The sequence below is a fragment of the Paenibacillus suaedae genome, from assembly GCF_032337355.1.
Lineage (GTDB): Bacteria > Bacillota > Bacilli > Paenibacillales > Paenibacillaceae > Paenibacillus_B > Paenibacillus_B suaedae.
Genome location: NZ_JAVYAA010000003.1, coordinates 40,128 through 59,856 on the forward strand (window position 1 = coordinate 40,128; position 19,729 = coordinate 59,856).

The 19,729-nt window shown below is 44.3% G+C and carries 19 protein-coding genes; 16 read left to right on the top strand and 3 right to left on the bottom strand.

Annotation, left to right across the window (positions count from 1 at the left end; genetic code table 11):
- Nucleotides 1-98: 98 nt before the first annotated feature.
- Both trpS and RQP50_RS13865 read left to right on the top strand, forming a co-directional pair.
- Nucleotides 99-1,085: a tryptophan--tRNA ligase gene (trpS, locus tag RQP50_RS13860; protein ID WP_315745772.1), complete on the top strand. Its 987-nt coding sequence runs from the start codon at nucleotides 99-101 to the stop codon at nucleotides 1,083-1,085.
- A gap of 517 nt (nucleotides 1,086-1,602) precedes the next feature.
- On the top strand, nucleotides 1,603-2,235 hold the full coding sequence (locus RQP50_RS13865) for a LysE family translocator (protein WP_315745773.1): 633 nt from the start codon (nucleotides 1,603-1,605) through the stop codon (nucleotides 2,233-2,235).
- A gap of 59 nt (nucleotides 2,236-2,294) precedes the next feature.
- Here RQP50_RS13865 and RQP50_RS13870 read toward each other — a convergent pair whose 3' ends face one another.
- Complete coding sequence (locus RQP50_RS13870; protein WP_315745774.1) at nucleotides 2,295-3,113, bottom strand: DUF817 domain-containing protein; 819 nt, start codon at nucleotides 3,111-3,113, stop codon at nucleotides 2,295-2,297.
- Nucleotides 3,114-3,510: 397 nt separating this feature from the next.
- Nucleotides 3,511-4,140 carry a transcriptional repressor LexA gene (lexA, locus tag RQP50_RS13875; RefSeq protein WP_021253918.1) on the bottom strand — a complete coding sequence of 210 codons (630 nt, stop codon included), beginning with the start codon at nucleotides 4,138-4,140 and terminating at the stop codon, nucleotides 3,511-3,513.
- Between the two features lie 277 nt (nucleotides 4,141-4,417).
- Between lexA and RQP50_RS13880 the strand changes: the two genes are divergently transcribed.
- The 5 genes from RQP50_RS13880 (at nucleotide 4,418) to RQP50_RS13900 (ending at nucleotide 7,366) form a co-directional block, all read left to right on the top strand.
- Nucleotides 4,418-4,780 carry a LysM peptidoglycan-binding domain-containing protein gene (locus RQP50_RS13880; RefSeq protein WP_315745775.1) on the top strand — a complete coding sequence of 121 codons (363 nt, stop codon included), beginning with the start codon at nucleotides 4,418-4,420 and terminating at the stop codon, nucleotides 4,778-4,780.
- 179 nt (nucleotides 4,781-4,959) lie between these two features.
- Nucleotides 4,960-5,175 (top strand): DUF896 domain-containing protein, encoded by a 216-nt coding sequence (locus tag RQP50_RS13885; RefSeq protein WP_021253916.1) that lies wholly within the window; start codon nucleotides 4,960-4,962, stop codon nucleotides 5,173-5,175.
- 64 nt (nucleotides 5,176-5,239) lie between these two features.
- Nucleotides 5,240-5,770, top strand: a complete 531-nt coding sequence (locus tag RQP50_RS13890) for a hypothetical protein (protein ID WP_021253915.1) — start codon at nucleotides 5,240-5,242, stop codon at nucleotides 5,768-5,770.
- Nucleotides 5,771-5,826: 56 nt separating this feature from the next.
- Entirely contained in the window at nucleotides 5,827-6,633 is an 807-nt protein-coding gene (locus tag RQP50_RS13895) for an HAD family hydrolase (protein WP_315745776.1), read from the top strand.
- 286 nt (nucleotides 6,634-6,919) lie between these two features.
- On the top strand, nucleotides 6,920-7,366 hold the full coding sequence (locus RQP50_RS13900) for a FixH family protein (protein ID WP_315745777.1): 447 nt from the start codon (nucleotides 6,920-6,922) through the stop codon (nucleotides 7,364-7,366).
- A gap of 137 nt (nucleotides 7,367-7,503) precedes the next feature.
- Here the strand turns inward: RQP50_RS13900 and RQP50_RS13905 are convergent, their stop codons facing one another.
- Nucleotides 7,504-8,046: a 1,2-dihydroxy-3-keto-5-methylthiopentene dioxygenase gene (locus RQP50_RS13905; protein ID WP_315745778.1), complete on the bottom strand. Its 543-nt coding sequence runs from the start codon at nucleotides 8,044-8,046 to the stop codon at nucleotides 7,504-7,506.
- Between the two features lie 165 nt (nucleotides 8,047-8,211).
- Between RQP50_RS13905 and metH the strand changes: the two genes are divergently transcribed.
- The 9 genes from metH (at nucleotide 8,212) to RQP50_RS13950 (ending at nucleotide 19,456) form a co-directional block, all read left to right on the top strand.
- Nucleotides 8,212-11,649 carry a methionine synthase gene (gene metH, locus RQP50_RS13910; RefSeq protein ID WP_315745779.1) on the top strand — a complete coding sequence of 1,146 codons (3,438 nt, stop codon included), beginning with the start codon at nucleotides 8,212-8,214 and terminating at the stop codon, nucleotides 11,647-11,649.
- Between the two features lie 259 nt (nucleotides 11,650-11,908).
- Nucleotides 11,909-12,826 carry a ribonuclease Z gene (rnz, locus tag RQP50_RS13915; RefSeq protein WP_072728385.1) on the top strand — a complete coding sequence of 306 codons (918 nt, stop codon included), beginning with the start codon at nucleotides 11,909-11,911 and terminating at the stop codon, nucleotides 12,824-12,826.
- A 120-nt stretch (nucleotides 12,827-12,946) separates the two neighbouring features.
- Nucleotides 12,947-13,942 carry a metal-dependent hydrolase gene (locus RQP50_RS13920; RefSeq protein ID WP_315745780.1) on the top strand — a complete coding sequence of 332 codons (996 nt, stop codon included), beginning with the start codon at nucleotides 12,947-12,949 and terminating at the stop codon, nucleotides 13,940-13,942.
- A 471-nt stretch (nucleotides 13,943-14,413) separates the two neighbouring features.
- Nucleotides 14,414-15,508, top strand: coding sequence for a Gfo/Idh/MocA family protein (locus tag RQP50_RS13925; protein WP_174810255.1), 1,095 nt, complete (start codon nucleotides 14,414-14,416; stop codon nucleotides 15,506-15,508).
- A 472-nt stretch (nucleotides 15,509-15,980) separates the two neighbouring features.
- Nucleotides 15,981-16,814: an HAD-IIA family hydrolase gene (locus tag RQP50_RS13930; protein ID WP_449411926.1), complete on the top strand. Its 834-nt coding sequence runs from the start codon at nucleotides 15,981-15,983 to the stop codon at nucleotides 16,812-16,814.
- A gap of 83 nt (nucleotides 16,815-16,897) precedes the next feature.
- Nucleotides 16,898-17,785: a DNA-formamidopyrimidine glycosylase family protein gene (locus tag RQP50_RS13935; RefSeq protein WP_072728389.1), complete on the top strand. Its 888-nt coding sequence runs from the start codon at nucleotides 16,898-16,900 to the stop codon at nucleotides 17,783-17,785.
- Nucleotides 17,766-18,677, top strand: a complete 912-nt coding sequence (locus RQP50_RS13940) for a deoxyribonuclease IV (RefSeq protein WP_315745781.1) — start codon at nucleotides 17,766-17,768, stop codon at nucleotides 18,675-18,677. The genes RQP50_RS13935 and RQP50_RS13940 overlap by 20 nt, the downstream gene beginning before the upstream one ends.
- Nucleotides 18,678-18,749: 72 nt before the next feature.
- Entirely contained in the window at nucleotides 18,750-19,091 is a 342-nt protein-coding gene (locus RQP50_RS13945) for a cyclic-phosphate processing receiver domain-containing protein (protein WP_072728391.1), read from the top strand.
- Nucleotides 19,088-19,456, top strand: a complete 369-nt coding sequence (locus RQP50_RS13950; RefSeq protein WP_315745782.1) for a thioredoxin family protein — start codon at nucleotides 19,088-19,090, stop codon at nucleotides 19,454-19,456. The genes RQP50_RS13945 and RQP50_RS13950 overlap by 4 nt, the downstream gene beginning before the upstream one ends.
- The last annotated feature ends 273 nt before the right edge of the window (nucleotides 19,457-19,729 follow it).

The window sequence follows — 19,729 nt, forward strand, 5'->3', positions numbered from 1 at the left end:
GGTTTTTTTATATTACTTGAAAGGGGTGATGGCCATGGATGATGGTTGGTGGATCACAAGATTGCATTTCAGAAATAACATTATGAGGAGGAACATAAGTGAAAGAACGGATTTTGACAGGCGATCGGATTACAGGAAAACTGCACCTTGGCCATTACGTTGGCAGTTTAAAAAATCGTGTGGAGTTGCAAAACCAATACGAAACTTTTTTAATACTTGCAGATGTTCAAGCCCTGACTACTCATTTTGAAAAACCTGAATCAATTAAACAAAACTTGCGCAATGTGGCATTGGACTATTTATCAGCAGGTATTAACCCTGATAGCGCAACAATATTTATTCAGAGTATGATCCCAGAGATTGCTGAATTAACCACTTATTTTTCCATGTTTGTTACGGTCAATTCGTTACGTCACAATCCTACTATAAAGGCGGAAGCCACAGAACGTGGATTCCATGATATGTATTACGGATTCCTGGGCTACCCCGTAAGCCAGGCGGCTGATATTACTTTTTGTAAGGCGACTTTGGTTCCAGTAGGAGAAGACCAAGTTCCTCATATCGAACAAACAAGGAAAATTGTCCGGCGGTTTAACCAACTTTATAAACCTGTGTTAGTGGAACCAAAACCACTTGTAGGTGATGTTCCACGACTGGTCGGATTAGATGGAAATAATAAAATGAGCAAAAGTCTAGGTAACACGATCAATTTGGACTCCACTCAGGAAGAGGTTAGTGAGAAGCTAAAGAAAGCGACAACTGATCCTGCTCGGATCCATAAAACGGATATCGGACATCCTGAAATTTGCCCAGTCTACGCTTATCATCAAGCATTTCGTAAAGAAGGCTCCGATGAGATTTATGAAAGTTGTAAAAAGGGGCAGATTGGATGTATGGAATGCAAACGAAAGATATCGCAAAGTATCAACCATTTACTTGAACCAATGAGAGAACGGAGAAGAATGTATCAAAACGATCCCAAAAAGGTCGATGAAATTCTTATGTCGGGTACAGAAAAAGCATGCCTTGTAGCAAAAGAAACGATGTTAGAAATACGTGATGCAATGAGTATGAACTATTTCTAAGCTGATTGTTTGTTGTACCCAATAGAGTATTAACTTACTTTATACATTCAATCCTACGCTTAGATATTGTGTAGAAGATAAACAGCCAATTTCCTACATGTTAGGAAATTGGCTGTTTGCTCAGTTATATCACTCGAATGAAATAGTGTACTTAAATAGAACGCAAGTTCACCGATGGGAACGAAATCAATACATGACATTATTTGCAGTTGAGTTGGATAAACGAGGTGAGGAATTTAATGTACGTGCATTATCTGATCACCCAGGAACGATTGTAACGAATTTATCTCAGAATTTATCGGATGAAGAAATGCGTTCAAATAGAGCTTTTGAGTAGTTAAATATGATGAAGTATTTACGTCCTCTTACATACATATCAATAGGGGTTCATTTTTAGTATGTGTCAACTTTCCTGAAATTTTCAAGTTTGTCATGCATAAATATATAATATTATGTATTTATATAGTATAGTGTATATTGACTAGCAACTATTAGATATAGAAAGTAGTGTTGGAAATTGAATCTTTTCTTCACGTATTTACTAGCGGGGCTTGCCGTTGCAATGCCTGTAGGTGCCATGACCGTTGAAATGACGAAGCAAGGGATGAAAAAGGGATTTATGCATGGCTGGGCTGTTGGACTAGGTGGGATGACCATTGATTTTTTATTAATCGTTTCCTTATATATGGGCTTGGCTTCCGTGCTTGCCATCCCCGTTATTCAAATCCCTATGTGGGTTATCGGAGCATGCTTTTTAATTTATTTAGGCTATGATTCCATCAAAAACTCGGATCAAGGCATTACATTGGCTGGCGATAAACCGAATGCATCATTTTTCAGTTCCTACCGAAATGGACTGCTCGTCGCTATATCGCCAGGTAATCTTGTGTTTTGGATTTCCGTTTTTGGTGCGGTGCTATCTGATTCGTATGATACGACACAACCGGCAAAATTTCTAATCGTAGGTGCAGGAATATTAGCTGGTATCCTCCTCCATGATGTTGGGTTGCTTGCCATTGTGGCTGTCACGAGAAGAGTAATGAGCCGAACTATGATTAAGCGGATGTCTATTATCGCAGGACTGATTTTATTTGGGTTCGCGGGGTATTTCTTATATGAGTTTATAGTAGCAATTCAAGGAATACCGTAACAAAACCTAGAGCTGTTAGGGCTCTAGGTTTTTTGCTTTTGTATTTAAAAGGTTGTGTTTTACTTCTGAAATGTCGACTCATTGAAGCGAGTATGACTATTTCTCTTGAAGTGTCCTCCTTTTACATGCTTCAGATGGGCGACGATCATGAAGGAAACGATGACAAGCAAAAACCATGAGCTGAATTTTCCCCACTTTACGAGATTCCAGCCGTTCGTCTGATGTGGATAATACCATGCGCCCAAGAAAGTCCCGATGTTTTCAGCCACCCATATAAAAAATCCGATTAAGACGAACGACAGAACAATCGGCATTCTTCGTGTCACGCCTAATACGGTATATTCCACGTAGGTTCTAAAGAAGATGACGAATAGCAAAATCATCAAAACCCAACGCAAATCGTAAATGAAGTGATGAGTCATGAAGTTGAAGTAAATCGCCGCACCTAGCGGAATCGTTAACCAAGCAGAAGGGTATCGATTTACCTTGACCTGCAGTCGTCGCCACGCTTGACATAAGTAACTTGCCACACTTGCGTACATAAATCCGCTATATAGAGGAACACCCAGTATTTTAGACCACCCGTCTTCCGGATAGCCCCATGATCCCATATGGATTTTAAATATTTCAAGTGCAAGACCGATGAAATGGAACATACAGATTACTTTACATTCATCCATTGTTTCTATCCCAAACCGGATCATTAGAACCTGCGCCAAGATACAAACAAGCAATAGGAAATCATAGCGATGCATGAATGGAATGTCAATGACCTTCGTGAGTGCCAACATCGCGAAAATATAAGCGGGGAACAAGCAGGACATTGCCTGGTGCCAGCCAAAACTGAGGAATGATTTTAGTTTGAAAAAGTTATTCATAGTTATCTCCTACCTTGTGTTCGTGAAAATGAATTTTGAACAGTTATACGAGGTGTATCATTAGGTATTATCCTATTCAAATACATGCTTTTAGTCAATAAAAAATTATTGTTATACAATAAATATTTATTGCTAAAGTTGATGTGTGTATATATTCGATGTGGTATAAATCTCTCGAACGATTAGGGTTCATAAGAGTGAACAGTGGTGAGGTTGTTTCGGTGAAGATAAGGAGAGAAAGTCGAATTTTATGAATAGAAAAGAGCGTTAATTTTAACTGCTTCTTTTCTAGTTGAGATTGTTCAGGTACTGTTCAGTAAATGATATGAAATAATGAGAAAGCAAAATGCCTCGCTCCCTTCATGAAAAGAAGAGAACGAGGCATCAATGTAATGTCTTAATGAAAATCACGGAACAAACCAATAACTTTGCCCAGAATCGTTACATGCTGTAAGCGAATCGGTTCATAGGTTGGATTCTCAGGCTGCAAGCGGATATGATCCTTCTCACGATAGAAAGTCTTAACCGTTGCTTCATCTTCTTCAGTCATGGCTACCACGATATCACCGTTGTTCGCTGTCTGCTGCTGACGTACGATGACAAAGTCGCCATTATGTATACCAGCTTCAATCATGCTATTACCCATGACCGACAACATGAATACATTCTCGTCATCTCCCACCATATGCATAGGAAGAGGGAAGTAATCTTCAATATTCTCTGTTGCGGTAATTGGCTCGCCTGCAGTTACTTTCCCAACGACCGGCACGCGTGCGAAGGAGCGAGAGAAGTCTGTTGAACGTTCAGATTGATCATGGCTAAGCAGTTCAATAGCACGAGGCTTCGTAGGGTCACGTCGAATGAATCCCTTCTTCTCGAGTCGATCAAGATGACCGTGAACAGTGGAACTGGATGCTAGACCAACGGCTTCGCCTATTTCACGAACAGAAGGCGGATAACCTTTAGCTCGAACTTCATCACGTATAAAATCAAGGATAGCTTGTTGACGACTTGATATTTTAGACAAGGGTATCAACTCCAATGAATACTCTTTTGACAAAATTATACCACAGAACCTCCGTTCGTACAAACATAAGTTCTAAAGATTCTGAAGAAAAAGATTGTGAGAAGTTCGAAAATTACGAGAGAGAAACAAGAGAAAGTTAAATGAGGCTAAATGCTTATTTTTCGATAATATAAAAAGGGGAACGAACGTTCTGAAAAAAATATTGACTCAAACGTGTGTTCGTGTTAGATTACATTATACAAGATAACAGAACAAGTGTTTGGGAGATGAGTCATTTATGATGTATACAACATATCGTTCAATCTATAAGGTGTCGACAACAGCTTCACAACCTATTCAGAAGAAGCGTTTGTTTCCTTTACGTGTTCGATTCATCATGAGCCTGATTGTATTGTTGTTCATTACTTGTGGAAGCATTGTTCAAGCGCTTGGCATGGATGATAGCCAAACGGAAATTGTAAATGGAGCTGCTGTGGAGCGCGTACTTGTTCAGCCAGGAGATACACTCTGGGGGATTGCATCCTCTTATAAGTCAGAACATACGGATACGCGTCAGTTTATATATGAAATCGTGGAGATGAATCAATTGAAAGGTGATATCTTACCGGCAGGAGAAGTATTGCTCGTTCCGATCCGATGAGTCGGGGTCATTGTCGAATTTACGGTTGAGAAGCTTTACATTCCTATACATAAGAGCAGACGGTTGGAGGCCCGAAGAGGCCTCTTTTTTGCGATATAAAAGCTTTCTTGCTGCTTGCTTGACAAGCTGTTACCTCCATGTCAAAGTAGAACATATGCTTACACACATGGAGGTTCCTGATGAATATCGACAAGCTTATTGCACGAATTAATGAATTGGCCCGCAAACATAAGACAGTGGGGCTGAGCGATGAGGAAATGGAAGAACGCGCGAAACTGCGCGAGGAATATTTGGTTCTATTCCGCAAGCAGGTACGCAATCAATTAGACACTATTCGCTATGTAGAAGATGAAGAAGGAACAGATAACTCTGGATCGAACGGGATCGTTCATTAAATGAACCTTCATCGATAACGATGGATTCACATTATTCGTTTACTATACAGGGGGTTGCGAATTCATGTCTCGCAGTTGGGAACGTAAAGTCCGTCAAAATAGTGAAAAGTTAAACAAACAGCGAATGAAGCAAGGCAAGCCGACGTTCGCTGCTGGCAAGCCTGCGCACGAAGAGTTTAAAGGACGCAGCTTCATTATGCCAATCGCTTTAATCGCCTTCGCCATTATGTATGGATTGTTGGGCGGTATCATTACGGACAATCAATATCCAACTCTATATTGGATCACAATCGTGTGTTACGTCGGATTGGGGATTATATTATTCCTGAGAAGACCATTTCTTCGTGTTGGAGCAGGTGAGGTATCTACGATTCGCTGGAATCGTCTCCGTACTCTGTCTGCAAAGGACATGAAGAAAATTGCGATCCAACCTGGTTATGTTGTTATTGAACACACGGGGAAAGGTGCGAATTGGATTTTCTCGCGAGTGCTGAATCGTTATGATACGAATGCAATGGGGGAACGTCTTCGTTCCTTCGCAAATCAACATAAGATTGAATTCGAAGATACATCGAAGAAAGACTCGAAAAAATAGAGAAATCCGATATAGAGGATTCGTTATCATTGTCGCTGTGATGGGAGAGATGAAACTTGGCTATTCGTGCTGTACTGTTCGACCTGGATGATACTTTGTTATGGGATGAGCGTTGTGTTGAGGAAGCTTTTGCTGCAACTTGTAAATACGCGCAAGATAAGACTGGGGTCAATGCAGAACAATTGGAAGCATTCGTTCGCCATGCTGCTCGTGAATTGTATGCCTCTTATGAGACTTATCCTTTCACACAGAATATTGGGATTAATCCCTTTGAAGCGCTGTGGGGGAGATTCGCAGAGGGAGAACATCCTGAATTTCGATTGTTGGAACAGCTTGCGCCGATGTATCGACAATCTGCATGGACACAAGGTCTTCAAGCCGCTGGTCAACCTAATGATGCATTAGGTGCCGAGCTGGCGGAGCGATTTATGAGTGAACGTCGTTCTCGCTCGTATGTGTACGATGAGACTTATGAGGTGCTGCGACAATTGATTGCGCAATATCCACTATTGTTGTTAACGAACGGATCGCCTGATTTGCAGCAGGAGAAGCTGAATGGAGAGCGTGAGCTTCTATCCTATTTCGATCATATCGTTATCTCTGGAGATCATCCACAAGGGAAGCCTGATCCAGAGCTGTTCAAGCACACGATGTCATTGCTCGGCATCGAACCGCATGAAGGGATCATGATTGGCGACAAATTAACGACGGATATTCTAGGCGCGCAGAATGTCGGCATGCATCATGCGTGGCTGAACCGCAAAGGCGTTGAATTGTCTGGCAATATTCACCCTGAATATACGATTGCAAGCTTGCGTGAAATTGAGCAAATTATTGATGAGATAAATTCGAAGGAATCATAAATCGGCGGGGATGTAATTACTTACTCCGCGTGTATGACAAAGAGGCCTGTGGGAACACAGGCCTTTTTGATATACGGTAATCTTCGCGAGGTGTCGGCAAGATTAGTGTGAGTACCTTAATTTGATTACCCTCCACATGAAACTATAAGGGTAAATGTGATAAATGTCATAGGATCGTCACACAATGATGCTCATTATAGCCCAATGGAGTCATGAGGAATTGGAGAATGCTGTCTATAATGTGATACGATAAATCTAGGATACAGTTGAGGAGTGAACGACGATTATGTTCAACAATAAGAGTAAATTAATCGTACTAACAATGGCAATAGGAGCAATGCTATTAGCCGGTTGTGGAAATAGCTCGTCAGCAGGTGGCGGTCATGAAGGACATGCAGGTCATGGCTCCAGTGATAAACAGGACAGTAAAAATGAGATGGCAGCAATGATTAAGGTAAACTTGCAAGTGCCGGAAGAAGTCAAAATCAATGAAGCTGTCACCATCTCTGCACAGGTCACACAAGAGGAGAAAGCGGTAGATGATGCAGATAAAGTAGAGTTCGAGTTGTGGCTGGATGGGGCTGACCACGAGAAGATTGAGGGAAAGCTCACGAAAGATGGCACGTATCAGATTGAGAAAACGTTTGATAAGGCCGGTACCTACACGGTCATTTCTCATGTGACTGCTCGTGACATGCACTCGATGCCGAAGAAGCAATTTACTGTAAAATAAGAATCTAAATACATAAGAAGAATTTATGCGAAGAAGGGGCAGCCTCAGAAGATCCAAATCGGGATCTTCTGAGGCTGCCCCTCTTAATATCAGTAATGGGACGTTTTTTATCGATTATGATTCCGATGATTCAGGAATTACGCCTGTTGGAAAGTAGGATCCGAATACGGATGCGCGATCCATCCTTCTGTTTCAATGAAGAGTCGAACTGCAACAATTTGACGATTATCCATCAGAGTGAAGTAGTGCGGCTTTTCTTCAGGGACGGAAATTACATCCCCAGCTTCCAATTCAACATCCATATAACCGATGTCGTCGCTTCCCTTAATTATGAAAATACCATTTCCGGCCGTAATAGCTCTTACTTCGTCTTCTGTGTGCGTGTGAACCTGTTCAAATTTCTTTAGCAGCTCTTCGATATTGGGAGTAGTGTCTGATAAAGAAATCAAATCCCACGTACGATAGCCCCGTCTTTCAGCCAAATCACGGATTTCTCCTTCATACGTGTCTAAAATGGCTTGCTTCTCTTCATCGGATAGTACGTACTTATCACGCAAAGATGGGGCAAGTTTGTTCGGATCCCAGTGTTCATACAGCACTCCTTGCGCTGATAGGAAAGAACGAACGTTTTCTTCGCCACTTATGATTTCGTTCGTGTTTCGGATACGTACCTGTGCCATTTGCAAAATCCCTCGTTTCCCAATGCGATTTATTTATTTAATTATAGTACAGAGGAAATGTTTGGGCAAGAAACATTTTACGATGACTCATTCATGAGTCTTTTCTAATCGGATCACATCTGCTAAACTAGGGTTTAACGTTTAAGACAGAGGGTGGGCAGAGCGATGAAAACAAGAACGATACAGGAACAACTACAAGAACGCATTCTCATTTTAGACGGTGCAATGGGCACGATGATCCAGCAAGCCGATTTAACGCCACTGGACTTTGGAGGCGAACAATTGGATGGGTGCAATGAGATGTTAGTCCTGACACGTCCAGATGTCATTTCTAGAATACACGAACAATATTTAGAAGCGGGCGCAGACATATTAGAGACGAATACGTTCGGGGCTACCAGTATCGTGCTTGCCGATTATGATATTGCTGATCAAGCACGTGAGTTGAACGTTGCCGCGGCGAAGCTTGCTGTCGAGGCAGCTGCAAAATACAGCACACCAGAATGGCCGCGTTTCGTTGCCGGTGCTATGGGGCCGACGACGAAGACTTTATCGGTTACCGGCGGGGTAACATTTGATGAGCTAATTGACAGCTATTATGAACAGGCAGTCGCGCTTATTGAAACAGGCGTTCATGCGCTCCTATTGGAGACTTCACAGGATACGTTGAACGTTAAGGCGGGTTCGATCGCGATTCAACGGGCATTCGAGTCTACGGGCATCACGCTTCCGCTCATGATATCGGGGACGATCGAGCCGATGGGGACAACGCTTGCTGGTCAAAATATTGAATCATTCTACATCTCCCTAGAGCATTTGAAGCCAATCTCGATCGGATTAAACTGTGCGACTGGGCCGGAATTCATGCGCGATCACTTGCGTACCCTTGCTTCCATCGCGAACTCTGCGATCAGTTGCTATCCAAATGCAGGGCTTCCCGATGAGAATGGTCACTATCATGAATCACCAGAATCGCTTGCCCGCAAAATCGCAACCTTTGCTGAGCAGGGCTGGCTGAATATTGCAGGCGGATGCTGTGGTACAACACCTGAACATATTCGTGTACTAAGAGAGACATTGCTCGAATACGCTCCACGAACTGCATTCGGCGAACATCCTCCGGCTGTATCCGGGATTGAGACGGTATATGTGGAAGATGAGAGCCGCCCTTATATGGTAGGGGAACGTACAAATGTTCTCGGCTCGCGCAAATTCAAGCGATTGATCGCTGAAGGTAAAATCGAAGAAGCCGCTGAAGTCGCACGTGCACAGGTGAAAAATGGAGCACATGTCATCGATGTGTGCGTTCAGGATCCGGATCGCGACGAAGCTCTTGATATGAAGGAATTTCTGCAGGAAGTTGTAAAGAAGGTTAAGGCACCACTCGTCATTGATACGACAGATGCCAAGGTATTGGAATTGTCGTTGAAGTATTCACAAGGGAAAGCGATTATTAACTCTGTTAACTTAGAGGACGGACTAGAGAAATTCGACCACGTCGTACCGCTTGTTCATCGTTATGGTGCAACCTTGGTTGTAGGTACGATTGATGAACGTGGTCAAGCGATTACGCGTGGAGATAAACTTGAGGTGGCGAAGCGATCCTTCGACATCCTTGTAAATGATTATGGTATACAGCCTGAAAACATTATCTTCGACCCACTCGTGTTTCCAGTTGGGACGGGCGATGAACAATATATTGGTTCTGCAAAAGAAACAGTGGAAGGGATTCGCCTCATTAAGGAGACCATTCCAAAGGTTCAAACGATTCTAGGAATCAGTAATATCTCGTTCGGTTTGCCTGAGGCTGGGCGTGAAGTATTGAATTCCGTCTTTCTATATGAATGCACGAAGGCTGGATTGGATTACGCGATCGTCAATACGGAGAAGTTGGAACGCTATGCATCCATCCCAGAACATGAACGCAAGCTTGCGGAAGATCTATTGTACGACACAAACGATGATACACTGGCTGCATTCGTAGCTGCGTTCCGCAACCGCAAAGTCGAGAAGAAAGAAAAGACTAGCAACCTGCCGCTTGAAGAGAGGTTAGCTTCATATGTAGTAGAAGGCACGAAGGAAGGTCTTGTTCCTGACTTAACGGAGGCGCTTCAGAAGTACTCGCCGCTTGAGGTCATTAATGGTCCCTTAATGGAAGGGATGGGAGAGGTCGGAAGACTGTTCAACAACAATGAGCTTATCGTTGCAGAAGTGCTCCAAAGTGCAGAAGTCATGAAGGCTTCGGTAAGCTTCTTGGAACCCCATATGGAAAAGAACGAGTCTGCTGTCAAAGGGAAAATTCTACTCGCAACGGTTAAGGGCGATGTGCATGATATCGGCAAAAATCTAGTTGAAATCATCTTATCGAATAATGGGTATGAAATCGTCAACCTAGGTATCAAGGTTCCGCCAGATCAATTGATCGAAGCCTATCGCAAGGAGAAGCCAGATGCAATCGGTCTGTCGGGCTTGCTTGTGAAGTCTGCACAGCAGATGGTCATAACCGCACAAGATTTGCGAACAGCTGGAATCGATGTGCCGATTCTTGTTGGCGGAGCGGCATTGACGCGGAAATTTACCAAGAATCGGATTAGCCCCGAATACGATGGATTAGTTTTATATGCGAAGGATGCCATGGACGGTCTTGATCTTGCCAATAAAATTATGGATTCTTCAGAGCGCAAGATTCTAGTGGAAGAGCTTCGCGCTCATAAAGAGCGTCTAGCTCGTGAAGCGGAAAATCAATCGAAGTTGCCAGAGCTTACACGTGCGGTACGCTCGGACATAAGAGAAGCAGAAGTATACATTCCGCCGGATTTGGAGCGTCATGTTCTTCGAGATATTCCAATTCCTCAAGTCATCCCTTATTTGAACTTCCAGATGCTGCTTGGCCATCATTTAGGATTGAAGGGATCTGTGGAACAGCTTCTGAAGAATCGGGATCCTAAGACTGTTGATTTGAAAGAAACCGTTGATCAGATTTTAGTGGAAGAATCACAAGCAGGTGTGCTTAAAGCGAACGCGATGTATCGTTTCTTCCCGGCTCAATCGGAAGGGGATTCTATTCATATATACAATCCGGACAACGTCCAGGAAGTACTGCATACCTTTACCTTCCCACGTCAGCAGGTTGAACCTTACTTGTGTCTTGCAGACTTCCTCCGTACGAAAGAAAGCGGAGTAATGGATTATGTAGGCTTCTTGGTTGTAACTGCTGGGGATGATGTTCGCGGCAAGGCCGATCAATGGAAGGAGAAGGGGGAATACTTGCGTTCTCATGCGCTTCAATCTGTAGCGTTGGAGCTTGCAGAAGGACTGGCAGAACGAATTCACCATATGATGCGCGAAGTATGGGGCTATCCTGATCCAGAAACGATGACGATGAAGGAGAGATTTGGTGCTAGATACCAAGGCATTCGAGTCTCATTTGGCTATCCAGCTTGTCCAAATCTTGAGGATCAAGAACCATTATTCAAGCTCATGCAGCCTGAGGATATCGGGATCCACTTAACAGAAGGATTTATGATGGAGCCAGAGGCATCTGTATCCGCGATGGTCTTCGCTCATCCGCAAGCGCAATACTTTAACGTGGATAAAGCATAAATAAGGCATAATTCTAATTCATTTTCGATTTATCAACGGAAATGGTAAGTTGTCTATATTAGGGACACCCTCTTATCTACAGATACACAATGAGCTCCGTATTGCCGGTAGGCGTGCGGAGCTTATTATATCTTTGCATAGTGAGGCATACTATGCACGTTAATCATTTATACAACAAATAGTTAACTAGGTTTAAAATATACATATCACCAATCTTAGCTGGATTGATTACTTCAGAAGTAGGAGGTATTACACGAGTATGGATATATACTTCTTGGGAACAGGAGCGGGTATGCCGACAACTAGGCGCAATGTAAGTAGTATGGCGCTGCGTCTGTATGAGGAACGCGGATCCCTCTGGATGTTCGACTGCGGGGAGGGAACCCAGCATCAAGTGCTGCAATCCCCATTAAAGCTAGGCAAGTGCGAATTTATTTTTATCACCCATTTGCACGGGGATCACATTTTCGGGTTACCGGGACTATTGTCCAGTCGTGCCTATCAAGGTGGAGTTTCTCCACTCACCGTCTTTGGCCCGGTGGGACTTCAACGATTTATACATACTGTGTTCGAATTAAGTGAAACGCATCTGCCTTACGAGCTTCATATTCAGGAGGTGGAGTCAGGAGTCATCTGGGAAGATGAACAATTTGCAGTTACGGCACTGCCTCTTGAACACCGTGTTCTATCCTTAGGTTATCGAGTGCAGCAGAAGGAGAGGCCAGGCAGACTTGATTTGAATCTGTTAAAGGAAAAGAATCTGCTGCCGGGGCCGTTATATGGTCAACTGAAACGAGGGCAAGATATTGTGCTGCCATCTGGTGAAATGGTAGAAGCGTCTTCTGTTCTTGGAAGCCCAATTCCCGGTAAGTCAGTGACGATACTCGGCGACACTCGTCCATGTGAGAATGCAATCAAGTTGGCTCAAGGTGTTGATCTGCTTGTGCATGAGGCGACCTTCATGGACGATAAACGTGAAAATGCAAATGAGTTTGGCCACAGTACGGCTCGGCAAGCTGCACAAATCGCAGTATCAGCAGGCGTTAAGAAGCTTGCGTTAACCCATTTCAGCTCGCGATACAATGATGAACGGATGGAGGAACTGCTGAAGGAGGCGTGCGAATTATTTTCTAATACCGTTCTTGCTGATGAACATATGATCGTTACAACATCTTAATATCACCACAATGCACCGTTAATGGTTCCTCGATACGCTATCCATAACTGGGTTAGTTGGATATGCAATTGCCTAGGCAATTGTATGTTCAGCAACCGTGATGCTAAGGAGGAGTTATGGATGGATACAGCGAGTCATTTGCTGCTTGGGACTTCATTGGCTGGAGCTGCTTGTCTGCACCCTCAGGTTGCGGAGCAGCCGGGATTGTTCTCTGCAATTTTGACCGCCACACTCATTGCTTCACATGCACCTGACTTTGATGCAATTACACGAGTTCGCAGCTATGCTGCCTATTTGCGCCACCATCGGGGCATTACTCATGCGATTCCAGCATGGTTCGTATGGCCAATTGTCATTGGTCTGCCGATCTCATGGTTATTTCAAGTGGGGGACGAATGGCCGCTTGTTCTGCTGTATACTTGGCTTGCAATCATGGTGCACATTGGCTTGGACTGGCTGAATGCATATGGAGTTCAAGCTGGAAGGCCTTTTTCGCTCAGATGGCTTCATGCTGATGTGTTATGTTTGTTTGATCCTTTCTTATTTGTCGTTCATCTAATAGGGGTTATTAGCTGGTTATGGCTGACGCGAACAGATGCTGCATGGTTATTTATCGGAGGATATGCGGTGACTCTGTTGTATATCGTGTGGCGTTGGAAGGTTCACCAGCGTCTCCTGCATCGATTGCAGGAGCAATTTCCAGGCGGCCTTCATTATCAACTTGTTCCAGAGGTCACTTGGCTTAGCTGGCAGTACGTTGTTGAGTATGAACAGCATTATGAGACAGGTTGGATACGACACTGCAAGCCGTTGCGGTTATCGTCAGCTGTAACTTTTGAGAAACACAGCATATACAACAAAATGTTCATAGACGACCGAGTTATGGAGCCGGCCCTAACGACAGATGGAGTACGGGCATTTCTTGGATTTGCTGAACGAGTGATCGTTCGAACACAGCGCTGGAGCGATGGCTACAAAATCATATGGAATGATGTTCGCTTCTGGCATCGAAGAGGGCTGCCGTTCGGCGTTGAGGTAGAGCTTGATGAGCAGTTTCGAGTAGTTAGAACGAAAGTCGGTTGGAGTAAAAAAGGCTGGGAGCCTCCTTATGTATAACAGAAACGTACAGCTTGAATAGCTGAAACATTCCAACTGAGAATAATATGCAAAGTGAATCTACATTAGGAATGACTGGCTCATCTACAAGAAACGGAGCAATCCGTTTCTTTCTTTTTCATCAAGGTTATGGTACAAGTCGTTGGTGATTGACTTGAGATCCAGCAGTCTGAAACGAGCGGAAGGGGAAAAGTAGGGGAGTAGAAAGGCAATTGTACATAAAAGTTTCCCGGGAAAGCGCAGAACCTGACAAATAGTCCGGCTTGCAGCTTGTTTGTATCACGCACTGCCTGCAATCGACAGTCTCTGACATCACTCTACGTCGACGCGACGCATTGTTGAGCCTTATATATGCTCTTGCCAGCCTTGAAATGGTTATTTACAATGTAGAAATAAGTTATTTCATTTCCCAAAGGCACTTCTATTCGAAACATCTTAGTCGTTGCTGGATAAAAGGAAGGTGGATCTGCTATGAATACACTTGGATTTACGATCGTAGGCTTCGGCAATATCGCTAAGACGCATATGATTGCACTGCGTACGATGCCGATTATCAAGCAGCTTCCCGTTACACCGGTATTGAATACACTCGTTACCCGTCGACCTGAACAGACGTTGGATCAGGCACGCCAAATTGGCTTTGTACATGTTACTTCCTCCTTGGAAGAAGCTTTGCAATACGATGGAGCGGAAGCAATTAGCATTTGCACGCCGAATGCGCTCCATGCTGAGCAAGTCCGTATGGCGGTTCAATATAATCAAGCCATCTATTGCGAGAAGCCAGTAACAGAAAGTGCCGCTTCTACCGCGCAAGTGCTGAAGGATGTCCCTTCAACACTGACACAGCAGCTTGCATTTGTCTATCGTTATCATCCGGCAGTTATGCGGATAAAGACATGGCTGGAAGAAGGGATTATCGGCGATGTGCTTCAGTGCAGACTGGCATATTTGCGCTCAGGATATTTAAGTGATGCCAGGCCTTACAGTTGGCGGGTAGACAACTCGTTATCTGGAGGAGGAGCTATTACGGATATCGGTGTTCATGCACTTGATTTACTCCGTCATTGGTTTGGTGAAATGAAGAGTGTGGATGGCAATACCGAAACATTTATTAAGAGCCGTAGAGCAGGAAACGGAACGGACGAACGGTTGGCTGTTCATGTAGATGATTGGGCACTTATGAATTATGTAACAGAGCAAGGCATTCAAGGAATCGTGGAAGTATCCCGTATTGCATTAGGTGAGGATGCGTTCCGTGTGCACATTGTCGGAACGAAGGGCAGCATCACTTGCGATTTGGAAACCGATAAGAAACCGCAGCTGCATCTAGTCAGCGGTCGTCATGGGGCGACACCAGAACCAGAATCACTTGCACTGCTTCCTGATGAGAAGGCAACAATGGGCATATTCCAGGACAGTCATTTCGCTGCGCTGCATCACTTTATTTTGCGCCACTGCGGGGATGAACGTTGGGATAACTTGGCTCCAACACTTGAAGATGGGCTTGTCGTAGAACGCTTGGTAGATCAAGTGATTCACGCCTCACAAGCACGGAAGCAGCGGTAAACGTTCAGAAGCACACAGAATGTAGGCGCAAGATATTCAATCCCAACACGCCAAGCATGGCTCCCGCCCCTCTACATGGGAATAGCGGGAGTTGTTCTATTTCATCGCGTCTGTTCTATGTATCGGAACACTCACTAGCGGCGGGAGTTCTCTACAATCAATAGGAAGCGAATAGGAATCGCCCTTGGATTTGATAAGGGGCTCTGTCCTTTTGGCTCGGAATTGCGTATACTAGCATTGATTCAACTGTATGGGCTTTGATGCTATGGATATCAGGGCAGCAATCTGTGGGGGACTCCAGACAGGTTTTGATTTTGAATCCAATATGTGATGGGGGATTTTCAGATTCTCTATTCGATGATTTGATGAGTACTTCCCATTAGATGGTGGAACGATTGTTCTTGCAGGTAGGTTGCTATTTTCCACAGCATGCTGCAGACATGTGTTAGGCAAGGAAGGAACGTGTATAGAAATGATGACAGAAAAATCGCGCAACAGCATATATGCGCTTATCGATTTAGATGGAACCATGTATCATGGGACTTCTCCGATTGAAGGAGCGGACAAGCTAATAGAGGAGCTTGGTCAACTTAGAGTTCCTTATCTGTTCGTAACAAACAATTCAACGCGCACGCCGGAAGAAGTGGCCAATCACTTGCAGCATTTTGGTATTTCTGCGGGTGCTCAAGATGTTCTCACCTCTGCTCAAGCGGCTGCATCGTATATTCAGAAGAGATTTTCGGATAAAATGGTATTCATGATAGGCGAGCTTGGCTTGCAGCAAGCGCTGGAGGATTCCGGAATATCGTGGACGGATCAAGTAGATGATGTGTGGAATTCTGAGATTGGAGTTGTCGTTCAGGGCTTGGATCGGAGCTTGACTTATGCCAAATTGGAGGCAGCTGCTTGTGCCCTACGTGGGGGAGCTGTATCCATCTTGACTAATCCAGATGTTATGCTGCCATCAGATCGTGGATTTTCCCCTGGAGCAGGTACAATAGGTGCCGCTCTCCAATCCGCTTCTAGTGTGGAACCTATTATTATCGGGAAACCAAGTGAAATTATTATGGATGAAGCTATGAATAGGCTTGGGTGTACGGCACAGGACGTTATCGTTATTGGAGACAACATGATGACTGATATTCTTGCCGGAGCGAATGCAGGATGCCGCACAGCACTTACCTATACAGGAGTAACGACGCCTGACAATTATGTTTCATTTTGTGCTCGTGCCGGTGTGGAGCCAAACATGGTGTTTCATAACATGAAGCAAGTACGTGAATGGTTCATTAAGGAAATGCTATAATGTATATCTTGAAATGTGAATGATTTAATTAATAACATAAAATACATGGCGATCATGAATGTGATTAGGAAGGAAGATGCAAGGTGCCGGAAATTCCAGAAATGGAACGCTACCGCAAACAGCTGGATCAGTTGATTACTGGAGAACGCATTCGCAGCCTTCATGTACAGCGTGAATCTTGGTTGAATACGGATCTCCATAGCTTGACAAATGGCTTGGTTGGGAGACAAATTCTGTATATTGAACGCAAAGGGACAGATTTAATATTGCATCTTGATGATGGCCGTAGGCTTGTTCTTCATGTAGGAACCGGTAGTCGTATGGAAGCAGTTTCTACCCTTCAAGCAGTTGCTCAAGGAGCATCAGGACATATAGAACCAGATGAAGAACAACAACTTGATGTCTCCCATGCACAATTCGCAATTACTACCGATCATGCACAGATGTACATTCATGGTGCACGAAGCTGCCAGATTATGTGGTTAACAGCGAAGCAGGTGGAGGAAATGCATCTCGAGATGGGGCCAGACCCATTATCTCGCTATTTGACAGCAGAGCGCTTCGCTCAGCGGTTCGCTAAGCGTCGTACGACTTTGAAGTCCGCATTGACCAATCCGAACATTATCGCTGGGATAGGAAGTCAGTTGGCGGATGATATCGCATTTGCTGCTGGACTGCTCCCAACTGTACGTACGGAGAAGCTTGAATCAGAACATTGGAATCGTGTGTTTTACGCGATGCTTGATGTGTTGCATATTGAAATTGAGCAAGATGGTTTAGTGAATACGCAGACACAACAACACCAGCCCGAAACAGGGGAAACAACGGGCATAACCATTCATGGCAAGACAGGAGAACCTTGTCCGAAATGCGGCACAGCGATTGAAGTCACGATGATTCAACGTCGTCCTGCGAACTTCTGTCCACATTGCCAGATTGATCCTGCAGCGGATGGCTCCGAACAAGAATGAATCCCGCCATGCTGCGCGCGCATTTGGTTGTCATTTGCCATTACGGGGAGGATATGCACACGCAGCGCGATTGGCAGTTCAACTGCAGCAGGAAGCAGGAGTTCGAAGTTATCAGTTTTTTAGCAAAAATCCGCGAGGTTTATCGATCAAAAGCGGATATGAGGCCGATGCTCAGACTGCACGTGAAATCTGTTCAGAGCATGGCATCCAGTCCATTGCTCATACGCCATATCCGACAAATTTAGCTGTGGATGCAAGCCGTTCACCTGAGAAGTTTCAGCTTACGGTTCAGTCATTACTGAACGATCTTATGATTGCAGAGGCTTGTGGAGCGGTAGGGATTGTCGTACATTTTGGTTCGTATAAGGGGATCTCAAGTACACCCGCCACAGATGCGGAGAAGCTGAGTTGCTACGAAAATATTATTGTTACACTGAACACTGTTCTTTCCGTATGGAATGGTCGAGCTAAGCTGCTGATTGAGAATCAGGCCGGGAATCACGGTGGGTTAGGTGCTACGTTGGAAGAATTGGTGAGTATCCGGCAATTCAGTCAATATCCCGATAAGATCGGTTTTTGCTTCGATACCTGTCATGCGTACGCAAGTGGCTTGTGGAACCCCTCTGCAACGAGTGAACTTCTCATGGCGGGGAACCGTCATGACTTTTGGAAACATGTGCATGCAGTTCATTTGAATGACTCTCGCGAGCCCTATCGTTCCAAGCAAGATCGTCATGCAAATTTGGGGCAAGGGTATATTGGAATTGACGGATTTACGGAGCTCCTCAGAGCGAAGGAATTGAAACGAAGTATGTTCGTGCTGGAGACGCCGGGCGATGCTTCTGGAGGGCATATGCGGGAATGGAAGCTTATCCAGGATATTTTGCAGTAGGCCAATCATTGTACGGTAGTTATGCTGCTGCTTGTTATCAATGGGCATCAGATAGGTAAGGAAGTGATAATGATGATACATGTGTACTTGGATGATTACCGTCGCTGTCCAGAAGGCTTCGTGCTTGCTCGCAATGCGGAAGAGTGCCTTCTGCTATTGGAACATGAACAAGTGGGGATCCTGTCCTTGGATCATGATTTGGGTGAAGATGAGCGAACGGGAACGGAACTAGTTCGAGAAATGGTTGTAAGTGGCTTATATCCGCAGACTGCGATTTATTTGCATACGTCGAGTATGATTGGTAGAAAGCGAATGTTCGAGATGCTCTATGCGAATAAGCCTGAGCATGTTGAACTGATTAATGGGCCGATGCCAGAGTCTTTGCTGATGCGGATACGAGGAAATAAGGTATGATTGAAATTTCGGAAATGCAGCTGAAGGCAGCACAGGTACAATCACAGAGCTTGTCTGCTGTAGAGCTGTTTTTTAGGCAATGGGATGCAGTATTCATACATAGTCCTTTTTGTGGGACTTGCCAGTTAGCATCGCGCATGCTGAACATTGTAGAAGTAACGAATCCGAAGTTGGAAATCGCAGCGGTCAATGTTAGCTCTATCCCTGTATGGGTGAACGCATTACGAATTGAAAGTGTCCCTTGTCTGCTTGTATGGGATCATCGAGAAGGCATGGGCAGCGTTGACAAGATATATGCCTTTCATTCTGTATCTCACATTTATGAACGTTTGAATCCTAGGAGAGAAGAGGAGACCTCTTCATAAATTTAATCCTAATGTGAGCAAGGAGTAGCTCGTAACTCAATCATTCAGTAGAGAATATTTGAATGTTCTTTATAGGGCTGTTCTTCATGCAAGGATTATGCTGGTCAATGGCCGGACGCAGAATGATCTGGTACACCTGATTGGGTGTCTCGTGTTGATTGTCTTAAGCAAGGAAATGTTCCGAACCGTGTAGTTTCGGCAGATAATTAATGACGTAAATAGATTGCAATTGGTTAACATAATGAAATGGAAACAGCTGAAGCAAGTTAAGTT